This is a genomic window from Streptomyces sp. NPDC048353, from assembly GCF_055587165.1.
In genome coordinates this window covers 481,338-504,145 of record NZ_JBVJGU010000002.1, presented here as the reverse complement: position 1 = coordinate 504,145, position 22,808 = coordinate 481,338, and the positions used below count along the sequence as shown (strand labels likewise).

15 protein-coding genes are annotated in these 22,808 nt (G+C 73.2%); 4 read left to right on the top strand and 11 right to left on the bottom strand.

The features are described from left to right. Nucleotides 1-125: 125 nt before the first annotated feature. The 6 genes from ACZ6RC_RS07725 to ACZ6RC_RS07700 all read right to left on the bottom strand — a co-directional run bounded on the left by ACZ6RC_RS07725 (nt 126) and on the right by ACZ6RC_RS07700 (nt 13,468). Nucleotides 126-1,940: a GMC oxidoreductase gene (locus ACZ6RC_RS07725; RefSeq protein WP_469579943.1), complete on the bottom strand. Its 1,815-nt coding sequence runs from the start codon at nt 1,938-1,940 to the stop codon at nt 126-128. A gap of 41 nt (nt 1,941-1,981) precedes the next feature. Next, a complete protein-coding gene (locus ACZ6RC_RS07720) occupies nt 1,982-3,610 on the bottom strand; it encodes a succinic semialdehyde dehydrogenase (RefSeq protein WP_469579941.1) in 1,629 nt (542 codons plus the stop codon). Nucleotides 3,611-3,785: 175 nt separating this feature from the next. Further along, entirely contained in the window at nt 3,786-5,471 is a 1,686-nt protein-coding gene (locus ACZ6RC_RS07715; RefSeq protein WP_469579939.1) for a serine/threonine-protein kinase, read from the bottom strand. 193 nt (nt 5,472-5,664) lie between these two features. Beyond that, a complete protein-coding gene (locus ACZ6RC_RS07710) occupies nt 5,665-8,691 on the bottom strand; it encodes a protein kinase (RefSeq protein WP_469579937.1) in 3,027 nt (1,008 codons plus the stop codon). A 164-nt stretch (nt 8,692-8,855) separates the two neighbouring features. Further along, on the bottom strand, nt 8,856-10,715 hold the full coding sequence (locus ACZ6RC_RS07705; RefSeq protein ID WP_469580786.1) for a serine/threonine-protein kinase: 1,860 nt from the start codon (nt 10,713-10,715) through the stop codon (nt 8,856-8,858). Between the two features lie 1,046 nt (nt 10,716-11,761). Then, complete coding sequence (locus ACZ6RC_RS07700) at nt 11,762-13,468, bottom strand: glycerol-3-phosphate dehydrogenase/oxidase (protein ID WP_469579935.1); 1,707 nt, start codon at nt 13,466-13,468, stop codon at nt 11,762-11,764. A 225-nt stretch (nt 13,469-13,693) separates the two neighbouring features. On the opposite strand from ACZ6RC_RS07700, the gene ACZ6RC_RS07695 reads away from it, so the two are divergent. Continuing rightward, the gene (locus ACZ6RC_RS07695) at nt 13,694-14,935 is read left to right on the top strand and encodes a nucleotide sugar dehydrogenase (RefSeq protein ID WP_469579932.1); all 1,242 of its coding nucleotides are present in this window, start codon (nt 13,694-13,696) and stop codon (nt 14,933-14,935) included. 110 nt (nt 14,936-15,045) lie between these two features. On the opposite strand, the gene ACZ6RC_RS07690 is transcribed toward ACZ6RC_RS07695, so the two are convergent. From ACZ6RC_RS07690 to ACZ6RC_RS07675, 4 genes are all read right to left on the bottom strand, one after another. Then, nucleotides 15,046-16,170, bottom strand: a complete 1,125-nt coding sequence (locus tag ACZ6RC_RS07690; protein ID WP_391144317.1) for a GuaB3 family IMP dehydrogenase-related protein — start codon at nt 16,168-16,170, stop codon at nt 15,046-15,048. Between the two features lie 106 nt (nt 16,171-16,276). Continuing rightward, on the bottom strand, nt 16,277-17,776 hold the full coding sequence (guaB, locus tag ACZ6RC_RS07685) for an IMP dehydrogenase (protein ID WP_391144314.1): 1,500 nt from the start codon (nt 17,774-17,776) through the stop codon (nt 16,277-16,279). A 155-nt stretch (nt 17,777-17,931) separates the two neighbouring features. Continuing rightward, a complete protein-coding gene (locus ACZ6RC_RS07680) occupies nt 17,932-18,534 on the bottom strand; it encodes a sigma-70 family RNA polymerase sigma factor (protein WP_391144311.1) in 603 nt (200 codons plus the stop codon). Between the two features lie 254 nt (nt 18,535-18,788). Continuing rightward, a complete protein-coding gene (locus ACZ6RC_RS07675; protein ID WP_003948568.1) occupies nt 18,789-19,400 on the bottom strand; it encodes a response regulator transcription factor in 612 nt (203 codons plus the stop codon). A gap of 451 nt (nt 19,401-19,851) precedes the next feature. On the opposite strand from ACZ6RC_RS07675, the gene ACZ6RC_RS07670 reads away from it, so the two are divergent. Beyond that, entirely contained in the window at nt 19,852-20,190 is a 339-nt protein-coding gene (locus tag ACZ6RC_RS07670; RefSeq protein WP_391144310.1) for a WhiB family transcriptional regulator, read from the top strand. A gap of 110 nt (nt 20,191-20,300) precedes the next feature. Here ACZ6RC_RS07670 and ACZ6RC_RS07665 read toward each other — a convergent pair whose 3' ends face one another. Beyond that, entirely contained in the window at nt 20,301-21,194 is an 894-nt protein-coding gene (locus ACZ6RC_RS07665; protein ID WP_469579929.1) for a LysR family transcriptional regulator, read from the bottom strand. A gap of 81 nt (nt 21,195-21,275) precedes the next feature. On the opposite strand from ACZ6RC_RS07665, the gene ACZ6RC_RS07660 reads away from it, so the two are divergent. Beyond that, nucleotides 21,276-22,010, top strand: coding sequence for an MOSC domain-containing protein (locus ACZ6RC_RS07660; RefSeq protein ID WP_469579927.1), 735 nt, complete (start codon nt 21,276-21,278; stop codon nt 22,008-22,010). Between the two features lie 23 nt (nt 22,011-22,033). Then, complete coding sequence (locus ACZ6RC_RS07655; protein WP_391144303.1) at nt 22,034-22,807, top strand: SDR family NAD(P)-dependent oxidoreductase; 774 nt, start codon at nt 22,034-22,036, stop codon at nt 22,805-22,807. Nucleotide 22,808: the final 1 nt, after the last annotated feature.

The window sequence follows — 22,808 nt, the reverse complement described above, 5'->3', positions numbered from 1 at the left end:
GCGCTGTCTCTGGGGGGCCCCCCCCCCACCCGCGGGGGGGGGGGGCCCGGGGGGGGGGGGGGGCCGCCCCCCCCCCCCCCCCGGGGCGGCGGGGGCCCGCCCCCCCCCCCCCCCCCCGCCGCCCGTCAGGCCTTCTTCGGCGGGACCGCCGGCATTCCCAGGAACGGCAGGTTCAGCGCGCCGAAGGCGTCCGCCGGGACGGCCGGGGACTTCGGGGCGACGGGCGCGAGACGGACGTACGCCTCCCCCTGACGCGGGCGCGGGTCCTCCTCGCCCTTGTTCGGCCAGAAGGACATCGCGCGCTCCGCCTGGGCCGTGATCGTCAGCGAGGGGTTGACCCCGAGGTTGGCGGAGACCGCCGCTCCGTCCACGACCGAGATGCCCGGATGCCCGTAGAGACGGTGGTAGGGGTCGATCACGCCCGTGGCGGCGTCGGCGCCGATCGGGCAGCCGCCCAGGAAGTGCGCCGTCAGCGGGGTGCCCATCAGCTCGCCGATGTTGGAGCCCGCGAAGCCGTTGATCTCCTCCGCCAGCAGGGACGCGGCCCGGGTCGCCTCGGCGATCTGCGTCGGGTTCGGCGCGCCGTGGCCCTGGCGGGCCGTGAGCAGACCCTTCCCGAGACCTCCGGGCTTGCGGTAGGTCGTCAGGGAATTGTCCAGCGACTGCATGACGAGGCCGATGATCGTCCGCTCCGACCAGCGGCGGTTGGAGAGCGCGCGGAGCGCGAGGGACGGGTGCCTGGCCATGCGCAGGAGCCAGTTGCGCACCCGGTGCGCGCCGTAGGGCACCTGGAGGATGGTCATGCCGCCCATGGCGTTGGAGCCCTTGCCGTACCGCACCGGCTCGATGTGGGTGTTCTCGTCCGGGTGGATGGAGGACGTGATCGCCACACCGCGGGTGAAGTCGACCTTGGCCACGCCGTGCCGCTCGCGGTAGCGCCGGTCCGTGGTCTGCGAGCCGACCAGCGCCTCGGAATTGGTCCGGGTCAGCTCGCCGAGCCGGTCCGCGATCCGGGGCAGCAGGCCGGTGTCCTTCATCCGGTGGAGCAGCGTCTGCGTGCCGTACGTCCCGGCCGCGACGACCACCCGCCGGGCCGTGAACGTCCGCCCCTTGCCCCGCTTCTTGTTGTCCGTCGGCAGGGTCTTGACGGCGAAGCCGCCCCGCGAGTCCTCGGTGACCGCGACGACCGAGGTCATCGGGTGGACGACGGCGCCGGCCTTCTCGGCGAGGTGGAGGTAGTTCTCGTTGAGGGTGTTCTTGGCGCCGTGGCGGCAGCCGGTCATGCATTCGCCGCACTCGGCACACGCCTTGCGGGACGGGCCCGCGCCGCCGAAGTAGGGGTCGGGGACCTCCTCGCCCGGCTTGGCCCGCGTCGTCCCGTCCGCGTCGTCCCCGTCCCCGAAGAAGACGCCGACCGGTGCCATGTGGAAGGTGTCGCCGATGCCCATGGCCTCCGCGGTCGCCTTCAGATGCACGTCCGACGGGGTCGTGGTCGGGTTCAGGCGCACGCCGAGCATCCGCTTGGCCTGGTCGTAGTAGGGCGCCAGCTCGTCCCGCCAGTCGGTGATCCCCTTCCACTGCGGGTCGTCGAAGAACGGCGCCGGCGGTACGTAGAGGGTGTTGGCGTAGTTGAGCGAGCCGCCGCCGACCCCCGCGCCCGCGAGCACCATGACGTTGCCCAGCAGATGGATGCGCTGGATGCCGTAGAGGCCGAGGGCCGGGGCCCAGAGGAAGTTCTTCAGGTCCCAGGAGTTCTTGGGCAGCGTCTCGCGCGTGAAGCGGCGGCCCGCCTCCAGGACGCCGACGCGATAGCCCTTCTCCGTCAGCCGCAGGGCCGTGACCGAACCGCCGAAGCCGGAGCCGACGACGACGACGTCGTAGTCGTACAACGAGTCCAGGTCGTCGTCGTCCTGATTCCGGGCAGGGGGTACCGCGGTCATGGCTCTCCTCGTACGTGAAAGGGGCGGGAACGGGCAGGGGGTCAGCGCAGGCGCAGGGCCTTCATCGCCTTGAGGGACGCGCTCATGAGCGCGGCGTACTTCTCGTCGTCCATCCCGAAGGACGGCGCGAGCGGGAGCAGCCGCTGGTGGGCGACGGTCTGGGCCTCGGTGTACTTGAGGATGCCCTCCGATCCGTGGCGCCGCCCGAGACCGGAGTCCTTCATGCCGCCCATCGGGGCCCGGACGCTGCCGTACGCGGGGGCGTACCCCTCGTTGATGTTGACCGTTCCGGTGCGCAGCCGGGTGGCGACGGCGTGACCGCGGCGGGCGTCCTTCGTCCAGACCGAGGAGTTGAGGCCGTACGGCGTGGCGTTGGCGAGCTCGATGACCTCGTCCTCGTCCGTGAAGCGGTAGATCGAGACGACCGGGCCGAAGGTCTCCTCGGTGCAGACGGCCATCGGCGCCTCGACGCCGTCGAGGATGGTCGGCTCGTAGAAGAGGGGGCCGATGTCGGGGCGGGCGACACCGCCCGCGACGAGCTTCGCGCCCTTGGCGACGGCCTCCTCGACGTGCCGGGAGACGGTCTCCAGCTGCCGTTCGCCGACCAGGGAGCCCATGTCGGCGCCGTACGAGAGGGAGTTGCCGAGCCGCATCGCCTTCGTGCGGGCGGCGAACCGGGCGACGAAGTCGTCGGCGACCGACTCGTGGACGTACAGCCGCTCGATGGAGATGCAGAGCTGTCCGGCCGAGGAGAAGCAGGCGCGGACGGCGCCCGCGGCGGCCTTCTCGACGTCGGCGTCCTCCAGGACCAGCATGGCGTTCTTGCCGCCGAGTTCGAGCGTGACGCCGACGAGGCGGGCGGCGGCGCCCTGGGCGACCTCGCGGCCGGTCCGGGTGGAACCGGTGAAGGAGACGTAGTCGGCGTGCCGGACGATCTCCGGCCCGACCACCGGCCCCTCGCCGAGGACGACCTGGAAGACCTCGGCCGGCAGCCCCGCCTCGATCAGCAGGTCACGGGCCCACAGGGCGGTGAGGGCGGTCTCGGTGTCCGGCTTCATCACCAGGGCGTTGCCGGCGACGAAGGCGGGCAGCGCGTCGCCGACGGAGAGCTCCAGGGGGTAGTTCCACGGGGCGATCTGGCCGACGACCCCGCGCGGCTGGCGCAGCTCGGTGACCTTGGTGAGGGTCGGGACGACACCCGTGTGGCGCTTGGGGCGGAGGTAGGAGGGGGCCTTGCGGCCGTAGTGCCGGGCGGCGACGGCGACCGCCAGGACCTCCTCGTGCGCGTGCAGACGCGCCTTGCCGGTCTCCAACTGGATGAGGTCGAGCACCTCGGCCTGCCGCTCCAGGACCAGGTCGTGGAAGCGGAGCAGGACGGCGGCCCGGGCCTTGACGGGGGTCGCGGCCCAGGCGCCCTGGGCCGCGCGGGCGCGCGCGAAGGCCTCCAGGACGTCCTCGGGGGTGGACTCGGGCAGATCGGCCAGCTTCGCCCCGGTGAAGGGGGTGTGGTTCGCGGTACGGCCGGAGCCGATCACTCCGCGGGTGAGCTGGGCGACCACCTCGGGGGTGACCACGTCGGCGGCGGTGCGGGCACCGGCCGGCGAGGGCGCGAGGGGGTTCGTGCCGGTGGCGGCGGTGGCCGGGGCGGTGAGTGCCTGCGAGTCCGTCATGAGGGCGAGAGTAGGCCGCATTCAGTTCTTTGGGTACCCGTCGGTAACGCGTTTTCACCGGGTGCGCACATCGCGCCAGCGATCGCTGGCACATAAGCCCTGATCAGGGGCTTACGGTCGGACACACGGGCGATTTCCGGGATCCGGTGCCGCTCGTCGCCGGATCCGGGACCGCTCAGTCCACCTGCTCACCCGGCGCCCGCCAGTGCCTCAGGACGATGTCGAACTGCTCCCGGGTGACCGCCCAGCTCGACTCCGGCGAGGACATGTACAGGGCGTACTCGGTGCCGTCGTCCGTGAAGTACAACTGGTCGATGGCGTGTCTCGGGCCGGGGAACTCCTGCTTCTCGTACCAGGTGAACTCCCACCGGGCCGAGCGGACCTGGTCACGGTAGGTGTTCTGGTTGAGCTTGATCCGCTGGTACTGCATCCGCCTCTTGAGCGTCTTCTCCAGGTCGAGCACGTGCACGTACGGGTTCTCGAAGTCGGGGGTCGGATCGATGCTGATCCGGATCCGGTGGCGGCCGTTGTCCGGCGTGTAGTCGATGTTGTCGCCGTCGGTCTGCCGCTTCCAGCCGTCGGGGACGAGCAGGCTGAAGCCCTCGGGGTCCTCGACCCGGTGCCAGCCGGCCGGGACGGGGCCGGGGGTCTGCTCCGTCACGGCGGGCACCGTGGCGTCCCGGCCGGTGCTCCCGCCCTCGCCCCCGCCGGAGTACTGCATGGCGGCGAAGACGGCTCCGCCGGCGACCAGACCGGCGAGGACGGCCGCCAGGACCGCCGTACGCCAGCGTCCACGGCCCTTGGCCGCCGGGCCGGCGGGCCGGGGCACCACGGTGGGGGGCTGCGCCGGGGTGTGCGAGGGCGTGGACGCGGGGGTGGCCGTCGGGGTGGTGGTGGACGCGGAGTCGTCCTCGGCCGGCAGCGGGGTGGTGGCGGAGGTCAGCTCCTCCCGTCCCACCCGCTGTGTGGGGACGTACGCCTGGGCCGCCTGCGGCTGCCGGCCCTCCATCGCGTCGAGGAGCATCCGCTCGGCCTCGTCCGCGCGGGGCCGCTGCGCCGGGTCCTTGCGGAGCAGCGCGACGATGACCGAGGTCAGCGCCCCCGCCTTCCGCGGAGGCGCCGGCTCCTCCGTCACCACGGCCTGCATGGTGCCGATCGGGGAGGTCCGGCGGAACGGCGAGGTGCCCTCCACCGCCGTGTACAGCGTCGCGCCCAGCGACCACAGGTCGGAGGCCGGTCCGGGATCGCCGCCCCGTACCCGTTCCGGGGCCAGGTAGTCGATGGAGCCCACGAGTTCACCGGTACGCGTGATCGTCGAGTCGCCCTCGATCGCGGCGATGCCGAAGTCGGTGAGCAGGACCCGTCCGTCGCGGGCCAGCAGGACGTTGCCGGGCTTGACGTCCCGGTGCAGCACGCCCGCCGCGTGGGCCGCGCGCAGGGCGCCGAGGACGTGCAGCCCGATCCTGGCCGCCTCGCGGGGCTCGATCGTGCCCGCCTCCTTGGCGGCGTCGGCGAGCGAGGGCCCGTCGACGTACTGCATGACGATCCAGGGCCGGGCGTCGTGCTCCAGCACGTCGTGCACGGTGACCACGCCGGGGTGCGTGATCCGGGCGGCGGCGCGGGCCTCCTTCTGCGTACGGGCATGCAGCACGAGGCGGTCGGCTTCGGCCACGAACCGACCCGCCGTCAACTCCTTGACGGCCACGATCCGGTGCAGCACCTCGTCATGGGCGCGCCACACCTTGCCCATGCCACCGCGGCCGATGGTCTCGCCCAGCCGGTAGCGTCCGGCCAGCAGGAGGCCCGCTCCCGTGTCCGCTCCGGTCCCGGACCCCGTGTCTGCGCTCTGAGAATGTTCCACTTGCCCCCGCCCGTTCCTTCACAGGCCAGGTTACGGAGAGCACGCGGCCTGGGGAACCTCGGGGCGGGCAACGGAACATGCTTGTGACCGGTTCGGCGGAACCCAAGCCCCGGCGGGCGGGTCCGGGCGGCTGCTCCGGTGGGTGGTGTCCGCGTTGTGGGTGGTGTCCGCTTCGCGGGTGGTCCCGGCCGGTTCAGCGCGTGGCGCGGTAGGCCTTCACGGCCTGGTCGTAGATCCGCGACACCTTGTCCCGTTCGTTCTCCGGACCGATGACCTGCACCACGTGGTACCGACCGGCCTCGATCAGGGCCAGGTTGCGGACGAACACCATCCGGCCGGTGCTGTCCTGCCAGGTGAACTCCCCGACCGCCATGACCTGTCGGCCGACCTCGATGCGGCGCAGCCCGGACGCGCTGGACCAGGAGGAGTCCCGCCAGGGCTGGAGCTCGCGCTCCTTGGTGCGCTGGTACGCCATCGGGTCGGCGCCGCCGGCCTGCACGGTGTCCCGGCCCGGCACGACGATCAGGGTGAAGTCCCCGCCGACATAGCGGACTTGTCCGGCGTCGTTGATGGGGCTGCGCCGCCAGCCGTCGGCGACGCCGACCTGGAAGCCCTCCGGGTCGGTGCGGAGCGTGTACCCGGCCGCCAGTCCGGCGGCGGGCGGCGCCGGCGGGGGCGTGCGCCCGGGCTCGGCGCTGGGCTTCGGGGCGGGCTTCGTGCTCGGGGCGCCGGTCCTCGTCGGGCCGGGATCCGTCGGGGCGGACGGCTCGGCGGACCGCCCACCGGTCTGCCCGGCGGACCGCTGGCCCCCGGCGCCGTCCTTGGGCATGAACATCACGGCGTACGCGACGGCTCCGCCGAGCAGCAGCAGGATCAGCACCAGGAGCGTACGGCCGAGGGAGCGCGGGGAGCGGGGGGCTCCCGACCGCTTCGGGGCCCGGGGCGGCTTGGGGGCGCGCGGCGCCCGCTGCGGCAGCTCCTCGTGGAAACCCTCCTGCGCGGAGGCCCGGCGGGCGGCGGGGCGTGCGGCGCGGGCCGGGCCCTGCGGCTCGTGGGCACGGGCCGGCTGCTTGCCCTTCCGGTGGCGGTGGCGGCCGCCGGCCGCGGCGGCGCGGCGCCTGCGCACCAGCTCGCCGCGACGGCGCACGACGGGCAGCCGGGTGGAGTCGAAGGACGGCAGCGGTATGACGCCGACCCCGGCCTCCGGCTCCGGGGCCGAGCGGACGAGGGACCGGAGCCAGCCGCGCAGCTCCTCGAAGTCGGGGCGCTCGGTGGGGTCCTGGCGGAGCAGGGACTCCACGACGGGCCGCAGCGGCCCGCACTCCTCGGCGAAGGCCGGGGGCTCGGCGCAGACCAGCTGGACGAGTTCGGCGGCGCTGTCCTCCGGGTACGGGGCGTGGCCCTGGACGGCGCGGTAGAGCAGCGCGCCGAGCGCCCAGAGGTCGGTGACGGGGCCGATGGGCGGCGCGAGGCGCCAGTTGGCGTGGACGGGCGCGGCCTGTTCGGGGGCCCAGCGCTCGGTGACGGCGCCGACGACGGCGATCCGGGTCTGGCGGGCCCGTTCGGCGGCGAGCCGGGTGGCGGGGCCGCGGTACAGGTCGGCGGCGCCCGGCCCGTCCGCCGCGGGCTCGTCGTCCCAGCCTCCGGAGCGGTGTACGGGCACGGGGGCGGGGCCCGCGGCGGGGGTGTAGCCGGCGGGCAGGGCGGGGCGGCCCGAGCCGGGGAGCACCTGCCCGGAGCCGGAGCCTGAGCCTGAGCCGGAGTGACCACGGGGGCCGGAGCCGCCGGCGGGAACCGGTCCCGAGGCGTCGCGCGAGGCGTGCGGCCCGTCGCTCCAGGAGCCGGTGAGCAACGCGCGGGGCGGCCGGCCGCCGTCGTTCCCGTGCCCGCCGTGCCGGTCCTCGTCGTCGTCCTCGTCGTCCTCGTCGTCGACGGCCTGGGACCACCACCGCGGCTCGGGGCCGAGACCCTGCGCGGGCACGGGTGTGGGGTACGCCGGCAGTGCGGGGGCGTCGTCGTCCGGGCCGGGGCCTGAGTCGGGGCCGGGGCCGGCTGCGGGGCTCTGGTCGGGGCCGGGGTGCCGTTCGGCCCCGCGGGCGGGGTCGGGGCTGTGGCCGGCGGCGGGGTTCCGGTGGCCTGGGGGGAGCGCGCCGGACTCGCCGATCCGGGCGGCGGCACGGGCTCCCGCCCGGTACGCGGCGATGGCTCCCGCCCGGGCCGCCCGCACGTCCGCGGCCGGACTCGCCGCCGGAGGACCGCCCGGCAGGTCGGCGCCTTCGGCGCCTCGGTGCGGGGGCGCCGGTTCGATCTCCATCGGCCGGCGGGCCCCGGGCACGGCCACGCCCTGCCCCGGACGCTCGGTCGCCGGAAGGGGAAGGTACGGGTCATCGGAGGGCCCGCCCTCCTGCCACCCCGCCTCGCCCACACCATCGGGCTCGTCCGCCACGGGAAGGTAGGGGGCATCGGGGCGTCCCGGCCCGTCCGCGCCCTCAGGATCGGCCGTCCCCGGCAGGTACGGCCCGTCGGAGGGCCCGCCCTCCTGCCACCCCTCGTCATCCGTGGCGTCGGGCTCGGCGTCGTATCCCTGGTCGTCCTCCTCGGGCGACGGCACCGGGGCGTACCCGCAGAGGGCCTCTTCCGCCGCACCTGCGGCGAGGCCGGTCAGGACCACGCGGCCGTCGTCGCAGACGAGCACCGTGCGCGAGGTGATGTTCCGGTGGGTCCAGCCGTGGGCGTGCAGCGCCCGCAGGGCGGTGAGGACGTCCGCGCCGATCTCGGCCGCGCGGTACGGGTTGAGCGGCCCCTCGGCGAGGAGCGCGGCCAGCGGTCTGGCCGCCACCAGTTCGCTCACTATCCACAGCGACCCGGCCTCGGCGAAGACGTCGAAGACCTGGTCGAGCCGGGGGTGGTCGGGGATCTGCGCGGCGGCCTGCGCCGCCTCGACGGCCCGCCGCACGGCCGGATCGGCCGGCCGTCGGGTCGCCCGCCCCTCGCTCCGGTGCGAAGCGAAGGGGCCGCCGTGGCCCCGGCTGCCGTCGCCCCCGGTCTCGCCGTCCAGGAACTCGGCGTCGACCACCTCGGGCAGCGGTACCTGACGGACCAGCACCTCCTGGCCGCTGTAGGTGTCGAAGGCGCGCGTCTCGACCAGGTCGAGGGTGTCCGAGGGCGCGAGCGGCAGGCGGTAGCGGTCGGCGAGCACCCTGCCCGCGTAATCCTCCACGACGCCTCCCCGAGCGCGCTGTCCCCCGGGTCTCCCACGGACCTCCGGCGATCCATCCGGATCCCAAGGTCGCACGAAACCGTCAATTCCGGTCTATTCCTGGACCGTTATCGGCTCTGTCCGAATGCGTACGGTCCACGACCTCTCACGATACGTGCCGCGGGTCAGTCCTTGGGGCTGAACGTGGCGAACGCCGTCTCCCGCAGCGTCTTGCACTCCGCGGCGTCCCAGGCGTCGGCCTTGCAGCTGATCATGATCGAATAGCCGCGCTTGGCGTCCACCTTGAAGCCCCGGTTCAGTATCCGTACCCGGATCCCGCTCTGGTTGCGCTCGAACTCCCAGTCGGCGACCGTCGGATAGCCCTTGTACGAGACGGGCCTGATGCCGATGTGGCGGTAGCCGTTGCTCGTCGCGGACACCCCGGCCACGGCACCGGCCCAGGCGCTGGCCGCGTCGTCCTTCGGGCTGCCGTTGAAGTCGACCTGGACACGGGGGAAGCCACCGCCGGCGTTGAATATCCCGCCGGAGTTCACTCCGGCGATGGCGGTGAGCTTGAAGGACGCCGGCATCGCCATGCTGAAGTGGAAGCGGTCGTTCGTCACCATGACGTAGCCGGCGGGCAGTTGCGCTCCGCCGGTGCCCGGGGTGCCCGTGCCGGGCTTGCCGGACGGCGTGCCGCTCGGCTTGCCCGTCCCGCCCGGCTGGTCGCCGCCCTGCTGACCGGGGTCGCTCGGCGTCTGGCCCTGGCCCTGCCCCTGGGTCTGGGCCTGTTCGTCGCCGTTGCCGGCCGTGGCACCGGCGGAGGTCACCGTGTCGCCGGTTCCCTTGTCGCCGCCCGCGTTCCCCTTGCCGTCGTCGCCGCCGCTCAGCGCGACGGTCAGGATGGTGGCGAGCAGCGCCAGCACCACGACCGCGGCGATGATCACGAGCGTGCGGCGGGGCACCACGTCCGTGAGCGACGCCCGCGGGGAGGCGGGCCTGCCGCCGCCCTGGACGGGGGCCGGCCGGTCGCTGCCGGCCTTCTTCGGATCGGGCTTGGCCACGGCGGCGTTGCGCACGGACTTCAGCGCGCCCCGCATCCGCTCGGCGGCCGCCTCGGTGGACCTGCCGGCGGCGGCCTTGCCGGTGGTGGCGGGGCCGAACGGCGGCTCCGGCGGAGCCGGCGGCAGCGGGACGACCCGGGTCGCCTCCGGCGAGTGCTCGGGCTCGATCACGGGCGCCGGCGCGTCGAGCACGGCCCGCAGCAGCACCCGGGCGCCCGCGTCGTCGAGCCGCTGGGCCGGGTCCTTGGCGAGCAGGCCGTAGATGACCTTCTCCAGCAGCGGCCCCGCGTTCTTCGGCGGGTCGACCGGCTCGGTCATCACGGCGGTGAGGGTCGCGATCGCGGAGCCCTTGTCGTACGGCGGGCTGCCCTCGACGCTCGCGTACAGCAGTCCGCCCAGCGACCACATGTCGGCGGCCGGCCCCGGCTTGTGGCCCCGGGCCCGCTCGGGCGAGATGTAGGAGGGGGCGCCGACGAGCATGCCGGTGGAGGTGATCGAAGGGTCGCCCTCGACCTGGGCGATGCCGAAGTCGGTGAGGACGACCCGGCCGTCGTCGGCGATCAGCACGTTCGACGGCTTCACGTCGCGGTGCAGGATGCCCTCGCGGTGCGCGGAGCGCAGCACGTCGAGGATGGCGAGGCCGACCTCGGCGGCGCGGTGCGGGGTGAGCGTGCCGTCCTCGCGGACGGCGTCGGCGAGGGACTTGCCCTCGATCAGCTCCATGACGATCCACGGCCGGTCGTCCTCGTCGACGACGTCGTAGACGGTCACGGCGCCGTTGTTACGGATCCGGGCGATGGCCTTGGCCTCGCGCAGGGTCCGGGTGATGAGGCGTCGCTTCTCCTCCTCGTCGATGCTGGTCGGGAAGCGCAGCTCCTTGACGGCGACGGTCCGCCCGAGGGTCTCGTCGACCGCCCGCCAGACCGTGCCCATGCCGCCGCGTCCGAGCACGCCGCCGAGGCGGTACCGCCCGGCCAGCAGGCTGCCCTCGGCCGTCGCGGCCGCGCTCTGCGCCTTCGCGGTCCGCCCGGTCCCGCCGGCCTTCCTGAACCCCTGCCCCGGGCCGGAGGCCTTCGCCGCCGCCGGGGCGACCGGCTCGGCGTCGGCCGGCTTCCGGTCCGTCGGCGAGGCGTCGGTGGGCTTCCGTTCGGAGGACGAGGCGCCGGGCCGCTCCGCGCCGCGCGGTGCGGAGCCCTCGGCACCCGCACGCCCGGCCTCGGCCTCAGCCGCCACCGGCGGAGCTTCGGCCGCCGGGGCCGCGCCCGCCGGGCTCTCGTCCGCCGGCCCGGAGTCCTCGGCCGCCTTCGTCCGCGCGGCGGCTCCCGCCCCGCTCCCGGGCTTCCGGTCGTCCGCGTCCGCACGGGCCGGCGGCGCCGGCACCTTGCCCGCCGCACCCGCACCCGTGGCGGACGCCGATCCCGCGCCGGCACCCGCACCCGTGGCGGGCCTCGGTCCCGCGCCGGCGTCCGTGCCGGCACCCGAGTCCGTCTCCGCACGCGTGGCCGCCGGCACCGACCCCGAGCCCGGCGTCGTGTCCGTAGCGCCGTCCGTGTCCCGCTTCGTGCCCCTGGCCGCGTCCGTGCCCGGCTGTGAACCCGTGTCCGGCTTCGTGTCCGTGCCGGATTCCGTGTCCCGCTTCGCCTCACGCGCCGCTGGAACCACACCCCGGTCGCCGTCGGTTCCGGCACCCGCGCCGGCGTCCCGCCGAGGGTCCCGCGCCGTGCCCCGCGACTGCTCCGCCTCCGACATGCGTCCCCTCTGCGATCCCTGATCTTCGCCCGCGCCTGCCGCTTCCCGCGCGATGCGGTAACCCGCCCTGGAAGAGAGCCCATTGTCTCTCACGCCGGGACCCGTACTGCTCCGGGGTCCGCAGTCCGAGAGGACGGCCCCGGGGAAGGGCACTCCCACCATGCCACCCGACGCCCCGCCGCCGCTCGAAGGTTCCCCGGCCCTGCCGACAGGATGGCGCGCGGGCACCCCAACAGACCAGACCGCGCGCCGCGTTCGCCCTTTCTCCGGACGTTCCGTCAGATCGGGACGATGTCCGGGGCGCCCAGTCGCGCCGCGTCCGCCGTCAGGTCGTCCGGCTGCCGCTGGGACTCGCGCTCCGCCTCCACCCGCTTCTCGTAGTGCTCGACCTCCTTCTCGATCTGGTGGGTGTCCCAGCCCAGGACCGGCGCCATCAGCTCCGCGCACTCGCGGGCGCTGCGGGTCCCCCGGTCGAAGGTCTCGATGGAGATCCGGGTGCGCCGGGTCAGGACGTCGTCCAGGTGCCGGGCCCCCTCGTGCGAGGCGGCGTACACGATCTCGGCGCGCAGATAGTCGTCGGCCGCCGCCAGCGGCTCCCCGAGGCCGGGGTCGGCGGCGATCAGGTCCAGGATTTCTTCCGTCAGGGAGCCGTAGCGGTTGAGCAGGTGCTCGACCCGCACCACATGGAGCCCGGTCCGGGCGGCGATCCTGGCCCGGGCGTTCCACAGCGCTTTGTAGCCCTCGGCGCCGAGGAGCGGGATGTCCTCGGTGACGCAGGCGGCGACCCGCTGGTCGAGCGCGTGCACGGCCTCGTCCACGGCGTCCTTCGCCATCACGCGGTAGGTGGTGTACTTGCCGCCGGCCACGACGACCAGCCCGGGGACCGGGTGGGCGACGGTGTGCTCCCGCGAGAGCTTGCTGGTGGCGTCCGACTCCCCGGCGAGGAGGGGGCGCAGACCGGCGTACACCCCCTGGACGTCGTCGCGGCCGAGCGGGACCGCGAGGACGCTGTTCACGTGTTCGAGGAGATAGTCGATGTCGGCGCTGGAGGCCGCCGGATGGGCCTTGTCCAGGTCCCAGTCGGTGTCCGTGGTGCCCACGATCCAGTGCCGTCCCCACGGGATCACGAAGAGGACCGACTTCTCGGTCCGCAGGATCAGTCCGCTGGTCGAGTGGATCCGGTCCTTGGGGACCACCAGATGGATGCCCTTGGACGCCCGCACGTGGAACTGCCCCCGCTCGCCGATGAGCGCCTGGGTGTCGTCCGTCCACACCCCGGTGGCGTTCACGATCTGCTTGGCGCGGATCGCGTACTCGCCGCCGCCTTCGACGTCCTTCACGCGGGCGCCGACCACGCGCTCGCCCTCCCGCAGGAAGCCGATCACCCGCGCCCGGCTCGCCGCCTTCGCGCCGTAGCCCGCCGCGGTCCGCACCAGGGTGGCGACGAAGCGGGCGTCGTCCATCTGGGCGTCGTAGTACTGCAGCGCCCCGACCAGGGAGTCCTTCTTCAGGCAGGGGGCCACCCGCAGGGCGTTGCGGCGCGAGAGGTGGCGGTGGACGGGGAGGCCCCGGCCATGGCCCGACGAGACCGACATCGCGTCGTAGAGCGCGACGCCCGATCCGGCGTAGAACCGCTCCCAGCCCTTGTGGCGCAAGGGGTAGAGGAAGGGCACGGGCTTCACCAGGTGGGGGGCGAGCCGCTCCAGGAGCAGCCCGCGCTCCTTCAGCGCCTCCCGGACCAGCGCGAAGTCGAGCATCTCCAGATACCGCAGGCCGCCGTGGATCAGCTTGCTCGACCGGCTGGACGTGCCGGAGGCCCAGTCGCGCGCCTCCACGATCCCGGTCGACAGGCCTCTCGTGACGGCGTCGAGGGCGGTGCCGGCGCCGACGACACCGGCGCCCACGACCAGTACGTCCAGTTCACGCTCGGCCATCGCCGCGAGCGCTTCCGCGCGCTCGGCGGGCCCCAGTGCCGCTGTCCTCACCGCTGCCTCCCGTCGTCCCCCCGAGTGGTCGGGCTCACAGCCTCGATTCTGTCCCCGCCCCGCGACTTCAGCCACCGCCTGTGGATAACACTCGGCGACCTTCGGTCACCCAATGCCGCATATCGGTCATATTTACGCCTAGTCTGACATTGCACTCGCCCCGTTCTGTCCACCGGGCTTGCGCTTCTCGTCCCCTCCGGCTACTGGGAAGGACGGCCCACCTCCATGCCCGCTGATCTCGCCGTCATCGGCCTCGGCCACCACGGACTCCCCCTCGCCCAGGCCGCCGTCGCCGCCGGCGTCGACACCATCGGCTACGACACCGACCCCCGCCCGGTCGCCGAACTCGCCGCGGGCCGCCCGCCCGTCGACGGCTCGCTCACCGCGTCGGAGATCCGCCGGATGCTCTCGGGGGGCTTCCGGCCCACCACCAACCCCGCGGACCTCGGCCGGGTCCGTACGGCCGTCATCTGCGCCCCCACCCCGCCCGGCCCCGACCGGGCGCTCGACCTGACTGCCGTCGCCGACGCCGCCCGCGCGCTCGCCGCCCGGCTGCGCCCGCACACCACCGTCCTGCTGGAGTCGCCGGTCCCCCCGGGCACCACCGAGGGCCTGCTCCGCGACCTCCTCGAAGAGGGCTCCGGCCTGCGCGCGGGCCGGGACTTCCATCTCGCCCACTCCCCCGGCCGCCTCGACCCCGGCCGCCGCACCCACGGCTTCGCCGGCACCCCCAAGGTCATCGGCGGCCTCACCCCCGCCTGCACCGAGTCCGCCGCCGCCTTCTACGGCCGGCTCACCGACAAGGTGGTACGCGCGCGTGGCCCCCGCGAGGCCGAGACGGTCAAGCTCCTGGAGACCAACTTCCGGCACGTCAACATCGCCCTGGTCAACGAGATGGCGGTCCTCTGCCACGAGCTGGGGGTCGACCTCTGGGACGTCATCCGCTGCGCCGAGACCAAGCCCTTCGGCTTCCAGGCCTTCCGCCCGGGCCCCGGCGTCGGCGGCCACGGCGTCCCCGTCGACACCGTCGGCACCCACCGCCCGCTGCGCATGGTGGAGCTGGCGAGCCAGGTCAACGAACGCATGCCGCAGTACGTCATCCAGCGCTGCGCCACCCTCCTGAACGAGCACGGGAAGTCGGCGCGCGGAGCACGGGTCCTTCTGCTCGGCATCACGTACAAACCCGATCTCGCCGACCAGGAGGGCTCCCCCGCCGACGAGATCGCCCGCCGGCTGATGGACCTGGGAGCCGTGGTGAGCTACCACGACCCGTACGTCCCCGACTGGCGCGTCCGGGACCTGCCGGTCCCCCGCGCGGACTCCCTCTACGAGGCCGCCGCCCACGCCGACCTGACGATCCTTCTCCAGCACCACCGCACCTACGACCTCCAGGGCCTGGCGGTGAAGGCGCAGCTCCTCCTGGACACCCGCGGCGCCACCCCGGCGGGCGCCGCCCACCGCCTCTGACGGGCGCCGCGACGGAGAGCCCGGACAGCATTCGGCCCGGCACGCGCAGGGGCCCCGCACCACCCGGTGCGGGGCCCCTGTCCGTCGGCGGCGGCCGGTGGCCGCTCCGCTCAGCGCTTGTGCTGCGCGTCCGCGACCGTGACCTCGACGCGCTGGAACTCCTTGAGCTCGCTGTAGCCCGTGGTGGCCATGGCGCGGCGCAGGGCGCCGAAGAAGTTCATCGAGCCGTCCGGGCTGTGCGACGGGCCCGCGAGGATCTCCTCGGTGGTGCCGACGATGCCCAGGTCGACCAGCTTGCCGCGCGGCACGTCCTCGTGGACGGCCTCCATGCCCCAGTGGTGCCCCTTGCCGGGCGCGTCCGTGGCGCGCGCCAGCGGAGAGCCGATCATGACCGAGTCGGCGCCGCAGGCGATCGCCTTCGGCAGGTCGCCCGACCAGCCCACGCCGCCGTCGGCGATGACGTGGACGTACCGGCCGCCGGACTCGTCCATGTAGTCCCGGCGGGCCGCGGCCACGTCGGCGACCGCGGTCGCCATCGGGACCTGGATGCCGAGGACGTTGCGCGTGGTGTGCGCCGCGCCGCCGCCGAAGCCGACGAGGACACCGGCCGCGCCGGTGCGCATCAGGTGCAGGGCCGCGGTGTACGTGGCGCAGCCGCCGACGATGACCGGGACGTCCAGCTCGTAGATGAACTGCTTGAGGTTCAGCGGCTCGGCCGCGCCCGAGACGTGCTCGGCGGAGACCGTCGTACCGCGGATGACGAAGATGTCCACACCGGCGTCGACGACGGCCTTGGAGAACTGCGCGGTGCGCTGCGGGGAGAGCGCGGCGGCGGTGACCACACCCGAGTCGCGCACCTCCTTGATCCGCTGCCCGATCAGCTCTTCCTTGATCGGGGCGGCGTAGATCTCCTGGAGCCGGCGGGTCGCGGTGGACTCGTCCATCTCCGCGATCTCGTCCAGCAGCGGCTGCGGGTCTTCGTACCGGGTCCACAGACCCTCGAGGTTGAGCACGCCCAGGCCGCCCAGCTCGCCGATGCGGATGGCGGTCTGCGGCGACACGACCGAGTCCATCGGAGCGGCCAGGAAGGGGAGCTCGAAGCGGTAGGCGTCGATCTGCCAGGCGATCGAGACCTCCTTCGGGTCCCGGGTGCGCCGGCTCGGTACGACGGCGATGTCGTCGAACGCGTACGCCCTGCGGCCGCGCTTGCCGCGCCCGATCTCGATCTCAGTCACGATGTGTGGCCTTTCCCTCTACGTCTGCGCCTACCAGTATCCCCGACACAAGCGGGAGGGGCGGTTCCGGCCACATACCGGAACCGCCCCTCATCCACCCGTGCGGTTACTTCCTGCTGTAGTTCGGCGCCTCGACCGTCATCTGGATGTCGTGCGGGTGGCTCTCCTTGAGTCCCGCCGAGGTGATCCGGACGAACCGGCCCTTCGACTCCATCTCCGCGACAGTGGCGGCACCGACGTAGCCCATGGTCTGGCGGAGACCGCCGACGAGCTGGTGCAGGACGTTCGAGAGCGGGCCGCGGTAGGGCACCTGACCCTCGACGCCCTCGGGGACGAGCTTGTCGTCGGAGGCGACCTCGGCCTGGAAGTAGCGGTCCTTCGAATACGACCTGCCCTGGCCGCGGGACTGCATGGCGCCGAGCGAGCCCATGCCGCGGTACGACTTGAACTGCTTGCCGTTGATGAAGAGCAGCTCGCCGGGGGACTCCTCACAGCCCGCCAGGAGGCTGCCGAGCATGACGGTGTCGGCGCCGGCCGCGAGGGCCTTGCCGATGTCGCCGGAGTACTGCAGTCCGCCGTCGCCGATCAGCGGGACACCGGCGGAGCGGGCCGCGAGGGAGGCTTCGTAGATGGCGGTGACCTGCGGGACGCCGATGCCGGCGACCACGCGGGTGGTGCAGATCGAGCCGGGGCCCACGCCCACCTTGATGCCGTCGACACCGGCGTCGATCAGCGCCTGCGCGCCGTCACGCGTGGCGACGTTGCCGCCGATCACGTCGACGTCCACGGCCGACTTGATCTTCGCCATCCAGCTCAGCGCGTTGCTGTTGTGGCCGTGCGAGGTGTCCACGACGAGGAAGTCCACCCCGGCGGCGGCGAGCGCCTGGGCGCGCTCCAGCGCCTCCGGGCTCGCACCCACGGCGGCGCCGACGAGCAGCCGGCCCTCGGCGTCCTTGGCGGCGTTCGGGTACTTCTCCGCCTTGACGAAGTCCTTGACGGTGATCAGGCCCTTGAGGACGCCCTCGTCGTCGACCAGCGGCAGCTTCTCGATCTTGTGGCGGCGCAGCAGCTCCATGGCGTCGACGCCGGAGATGCCGACCTTGCCCGTGACCAGCGGCATCGGGGTCATGACCTCGCGCACCTGGCGGCTGCGGTCCGACTCGAAGGCCATGTCGCGGTTGGTCACGATGCCCAGCAGCTTGCCGTCCGGCTTGGTGACGGGGACGCCGCTGATGCGGAACTTGGCGCACAGGGCGTCCGCCTCGGCGAGCGTCGCCTCCGGGTGCACCGTGATCGGGTCGGTGACCATGCCGGACTCGGAGCGCTTGACGAGGTCGACCTGGTTGACCTGGTCCTCGACGGAGAGGTTCCGGTGCAGCACGCCGACGCCGCCCAGCCGGGCCATCGCGATCGCCATGCGGGACTCGGTCACCTTGTCCATCGCCGCCGAGAGCAGCGGGATGTTGACCCGGACGTTGCGGGAGATGCGGGACGAGGTGTCGACCGCGTTGGGGAGCACCTCGGAGGCGCCCGGCAGCAACAGCACATCGTCGTAGGTCAACCCGAGTGTCGCGAATTTCTCGGGCACTCCGTCGATGTTGGTCATGACACCTTCCCCAATAACCTTGATCGGTGCGGATGTCCATGCTAACGGCCTGCGGCGGTGTCTCATTCCACGGGCAAGATCACCCGGAAGCTTTGGACGTTCCTACGTGTACGGGAGGCGGGGGTCCGCGTGGGACACGGCGCCCCCGGCGGCGCCTACTGCTCGGCCAGCGCGCGGAGCCGGCTGAGGGCGCGGTGCTGCGCGACCCGTACGGCACCTGGGGACATGCCCAGCATCTGGCCGGTCTCCTCGGCCGTCAGGCCGACCGCCACGCGCAGGACCAGCAGCTCGCGCTGGTTCTCCGGGAGGTTGGCGAGGAGCTTCTTGGCCCATTCGGCGTCGTCGCTGAGGAGCGCGCGCTCTTCGGGGCCGAGGGAGTCGTCGGGCCGCTCCGGCATCTCGTCGGAGGGCACGGCCGTGGAGCCCGGGTGCCGCATGGCGGCCCGCTGCAGGTCGGCGACCTTGTGTCCGGCGATCGCGAAGACGAAGGCCTCGAACGGCCTGCCGGTGTCCTTGTAGCGCGGCAGCGCCATCAGGACGGCGACGCAGACCTCCTGCGCGAGGTCCTCCACGAAGTGGCGGGCGTCACCGGGCAGCCGGTTGAGCCGGGTGCGGCAGTAGCGCAGGGCCAGCGGGTGCACACGGGCCAGCAGGTCGTGCGTCGCCTGCTGGTCGCCGTCGACGGCGCGGTGGACGAGTGCACCGATCTCCCCCTGCCCTGCGGGCATGGGTGACCCCACGGTCTCGTCGTCGCGCATCGCTCCATGGTGCCTTGACGCCTGAGGATCCGTGGCACCGCGTCCGTAGTTGTGCACCGAAGCGTTATGAGCAGGTGCGCCGGCACTCATCTCCTGCGCCCTCCCCTCCCGCTCGATCGACTCGTCCCCGAGGAACTCCACATCTCAAGGATGCGGCATCCCGCGCGTTACTGACACAAGCCGCCCCGTCCGCCGGTGGCGGACGGGGCATGCGACCGGCCCGTGCCTGCCCGGAGCGTGTCTCGAAACACGCCCTAACGAACCAGGCCCCAGCGGAAGCCGAGGGCTACCGCGTGCGCCCGGTCGGAGGCGCCCAGCTTCTTGAACAGGCGCCGCGCGTGGGTCTTGACCGTGTCCTCGGAGAGGAAGAGCTCGCGCCCGATCTCGGCGTTGGACCGTCCGTGGCTCATGCCTTCGAGCACTTGGATCTCACGCGCGGTGAGCGTGGGCGCCGCGCCCATCTCGGCCGAGCGCAGCCGGCGCGGGGCGAGCCGCCAGGTCGGGTCGGCGAGGGCCTGGGTGACCGTGGCCCGCAGTTCGGCGCGCGAGGCGTCCTTGTGCAGATAGCCACGGGCACCTGCGGCGACGGCGAGCGCCACGCCGTCCAGGTCCTCGGCGACGGTGAGCATGATGATGCGGGCGCCGGGGTCCGCGGACAGCAGCCGGCGGACGGTCTCCACGCCGCCCAGGCCGGGCATGCGTACGTCCATCAGAATCAGGTCCGAGCGGTCCGCGCCCCAGCGGCGGAGGACTTCCTCGCCGTTGGCGGCGGTGGTCACGCGCTCCACGCCGGGCACGGTCGCGACCGCGCGGCGAAGCGCCTCTCGGGCAAGCGGGGAGTCGTCGCAGACGAGGACGGATGTCATGGCCGCCCTCCGCAGCTGATGCGCGTCACCTTGAGCCTCCAGGGCTGGTACGTATCGTCACCTGTGCGGTTGACGCCCTCGGACACCTGCCCGAGCGCTTGTTCCTTCAACCGCCTCCGCACTCTCAACGATGGTCACTCGAAAGAGTTACGGGTCGGACGGCCGCCTTCGGCACTCTACGTAAGGGCGCGTGCGCGGAGGAGAGTCCCGCAGGTCATCCGTCCTTCGCTGGAAGCTATGCCCCATTTAGCGGGTTTTCTTCCCTTTTTGTGGTGTCTGTGGCTAGATTCGCAATGAGTCATATTTACATCTACTAAGACAGTAGTTGTACGGTCGGATCGAACCCGCGAGAGCGGGTACCCGAGACCCCATGGGGGGCGAAGGGCCCCCGCGCATCAGCCAGCAACCCGCCCACCAATCCGTTCGACACGGTTTCAAGGGGACAAGCGCAATGGCAGATTTCTCCCGCCTTCCCGGACCCAACGCCGATCTGTGGGACTGGCAACTCCTCGCGGCCTGCCGCGGGGTGGACAGTTCCCTGTTCTTCCACCCCGAGGGAGAGCGCGGCGCGGCACGGAGTGCGCGTGAGAACTCGGCGAAAGAGGTCTGCATGCGGTGCCCGGTGCGCGCGGAGTGCGCGGCACACGCACTCGCCGTGCGGGAGCCCTACGGCGTCTGGGGCGGCCTCACCGAGGACGAACGCGAAGAGCTCATGGGACGAGCCCGCAACCGTCTGATCACCACGTCGACGGCATCGGCATCCAGTTCGGCAGGCGTGGGGCACGCCTGAAGGAACGTTTCTGCGGGTACGTGAGGGACCGGTTCGCGCCCCACCGGCCCCCGAGGCCGGTCAGCCTTCTCCGGTCACTCTTCTCCGCGGCCCTCCGGCCCTCCGCCGCGTCACGCGCGCGTGGCGGCGCGGCTCAGCTCGTCCAGGGTCGCCGCGACGGCCGGCACCTGGGCCAGGTCGGGCAAGGTCAGCGCCACGATCTCCCGCTCCACGGCCGGCTCCACGGCCACGGCGCGCGCCCCCTTGGGCCGTACGGACTCCAGGGCGAGCCGCGGCAGGACCGCGACGCCCAGGCCCGCGCCGACCAGGCCCACGACGGCGGGGTAGTCGTCGGTGGCGAAGTCGATGCGCGGGGTGAAGCCCGCCTCCTCGCAGACCTCCACGAGCTGACGGCGGCAGCGCGGACAGCCCGCGATCCAGGACTCCTCGGCCAGTTCGGCGATGCCCACCGACTCCGCACCGGCGAGCCGGTGCGTGTCCGGGACCAGGCCGACCAGGCGGTCGGCGAGCAGGGGGCGGACGACGAGGTCGTCCCATTCGGCGGGGCCCGCGCCGTAGCGGAAGGCCAGGGCCACGTCGCAGTCGCCCTCGCGCAGCATCTCCACGGAGCGCGGCGGTTCGGCCTCGACCAGGGAGACCCGGGTGCCCGGGTGGGCGGCACGCAGGGCGGCCAGGGCGGTGGGGACGAGGGTGGAGCTGCCGCTGGGGAAGGAGACCAGGCGCACCCGCCCGGCGCGCAGCCCGGCGATGGCGGCGACCTCCTCCTCTGCGGCGGTGAGGCCGGCGAGGATGCCGGAGGCGTGCCGTACCAGCGCTTCGCCGGCCTGGGTGAGGCGCATCTCCCGGCCGGTGCGGATCAGCAGCGGGGTCCCCGCGGAGGACTCCAGGGCCTTCATCTGCTGGCTCACCGCGGGCTGCGTGCAGCCCAGTTCGCGCGCGGCGGCGGAGAAGGAGCCGGTCGCGGCGACGGCGCGCAGGACGCGGAGGTGACGGGCCTCGATCATCCTTCGAGCATAAGCGAGTCTTGGAGTGAGTGGCACATCTTCGCGCTTCTCTTTGACAGGGGCGCGGCCTAGGGTTTCCCCATGAAGCTGCTGAGTGTGAACGTCGGACGGGCCAGGGCGGCGGGGTACACCGACTCGCCGACGGGGATGACGGGCATCGACAAGCGTCCGGTGGAGGGTCCCGTACGGGTCGGGGCGCCGGGGCCGCTCGGGGTCGGGGCGAGCGGGGTGGCCGGGGACACGGTGTGCGATCTGCGGTTCCACGGCGGCGACGACCGGGCCGTGTACGCCTTCGCCCGGGAGGACCTGGACCGCTGGGAGCAGGAGCTGGGCCGGCCGCTGGCGAACGGCTCCTTCGGCGAGAACCTCACCACCCTCGGGGTCGAGGTGAACGGCGCGCTGGTCGGCGAGCGCTGGCGGGTCGGCCCGGAGGTGGTGCTCGAGGTGACCGGCGGCCGCATCCCCTGCCGTACGTTCGCCGGGTTCCTCGGCGAGCGTGGCCACGACGTGCGGGGCTGGGTGCGGCGCTTCACCCTGTCGGACGCCGGTCCCGGCGCGATGCTGCGGGTGATCGAACCGGGCGCGTTCACGGTCGGCGATCCGGTGACGGTCGTGCACCGGCCGGACCACGACATCACCGTCTCCTTCCTGCACCGGGCCGCGACGACGGAGCGCGCGCTGCTCCCGCGCACGCTGGTCGCCGCCGCGTGGATGGAGTCGGGGCTGCTGGACCTCGCCCGGACGTACACGGAGAAGTACGGCGAGCGGGACGGTGGGCCGGCCGGGGGTGCGGGACCGGAGAGCGCCTCGCCCTGAGCCGGGGCACTAACGTGCCGCGTATGACGACTGCACTGATTACGGGAGCGACGGCGGGCATCGGGGCCGCGTTCGCGCGGCGACTCGCGGCGGACGGGCACGACGTCGTGCTCGTGGCCCGCGATGTGAAGAGGCTGCGCGAGCAGGCGACCGAGCTGCACGACCGGCACGGGGTGGAGGCGGAGGTCCTCGCCGCCGACCTGGCGGAGGAGAAGGGGATCGCGGCCGTGGAGGCCCGTCTCTCCGACCCGAGACAGCCGGTGGACCTGCTGGTGAACAACGCCGGGTTCGGCAACAAGGGCCGGTTCCTGGAAGTGTCCATGGCCGACGAGTTGAAGATGCTGACGGTGCACTGCGAGGCGGTGCTGCGGCTGACGTCGGCGGCGGCGGAGTCCATGCGGTCCCGGGGCCGGGGCGGGGTGGTGAACGTGGCGTCCGTGGCGGCGTTCGTGCCGCGCGGCACGTACGGGGCGTCGAAGGCGTGGGTCGTGCAGTTCACCCAGGGCGCGGCGCGGGACCTGGCGGGCACGGGGGTGCGGATGATGGCGTTGTGCCCGGGGTTCGTCCGTACGGAGTTCCACGAGCGGGCCGGGATGGGCACGGACAACATCCCGGGCTGGATGTGGCTCGATGCGGACAAGCTGGTGGCGACGGCGCTGGCCGACCTGGCGCGGGGGCGGACGCTGTCCGTCCCCGACCCCCGCTACAAGGCGCTGATGGGCGTGGTGAAGTTGGCGCCCCGCGGGCTGCTCGGCGGGGTGTCCTCCAGGGCGGGCCGCAAGTACGGCCCGAAGTAGC

Bases quoted from the DNA above. Each gene is read 5' to 3' on its own strand.
- ACZ6RC_RS07725 (WP_469579943.1), bottom strand. From the start codon at position 1,940: ATGACCGCGGTACCCCCTGCCCGGAATCAGGACGACGACGACCTGGAC.
- ACZ6RC_RS07720 (WP_469579941.1), bottom strand. From the start codon at position 3,610: ATGACGGACTCGCAGGCACTCACCGCCCCGGCCACCGCCGCCACCGGC.
- ACZ6RC_RS07695 (WP_469579932.1), top strand. From the start codon at position 13,694: ATGCCCGCTGATCTCGCCGTCATCGGCCTCGGCCACCACGGACTCCCC.
- guaB (WP_391144314.1), bottom strand. From the start codon at position 17,776: ATGACCAACATCGACGGAGTGCCCGAGAAATTCGCGACACTCGGGTTG.
- ACZ6RC_RS07680 (WP_391144311.1), bottom strand. From the start codon at position 18,534: ATGCGCGACGACGAGACCGTGGGGTCACCCATGCCCGCAGGGCAGGGG.
- ACZ6RC_RS07675 (WP_003948568.1), bottom strand. From the start codon at position 19,400: ATGACATCCGTCCTCGTCTGCGACGACTCCCCGCTTGCCCGAGAGGCG.
- ACZ6RC_RS07670 (WP_391144310.1), top strand. From the start codon at position 19,852: ATGGCAGATTTCTCCCGCCTTCCCGGACCCAACGCCGATCTGTGGGAC.
- ACZ6RC_RS07665 (WP_469579929.1), bottom strand. From the start codon at position 21,194: ATGATCGAGGCCCGTCACCTCCGCGTCCTGCGCGCCGTCGCCGCGACC.
- ACZ6RC_RS07660 (WP_469579927.1), top strand. From the start codon at position 21,276: ATGAAGCTGCTGAGTGTGAACGTCGGACGGGCCAGGGCGGCGGGGTAC.
- ACZ6RC_RS07655 (WP_391144303.1), top strand. From the start codon at position 22,034: ATGACGACTGCACTGATTACGGGAGCGACGGCGGGCATCGGGGCCGCG.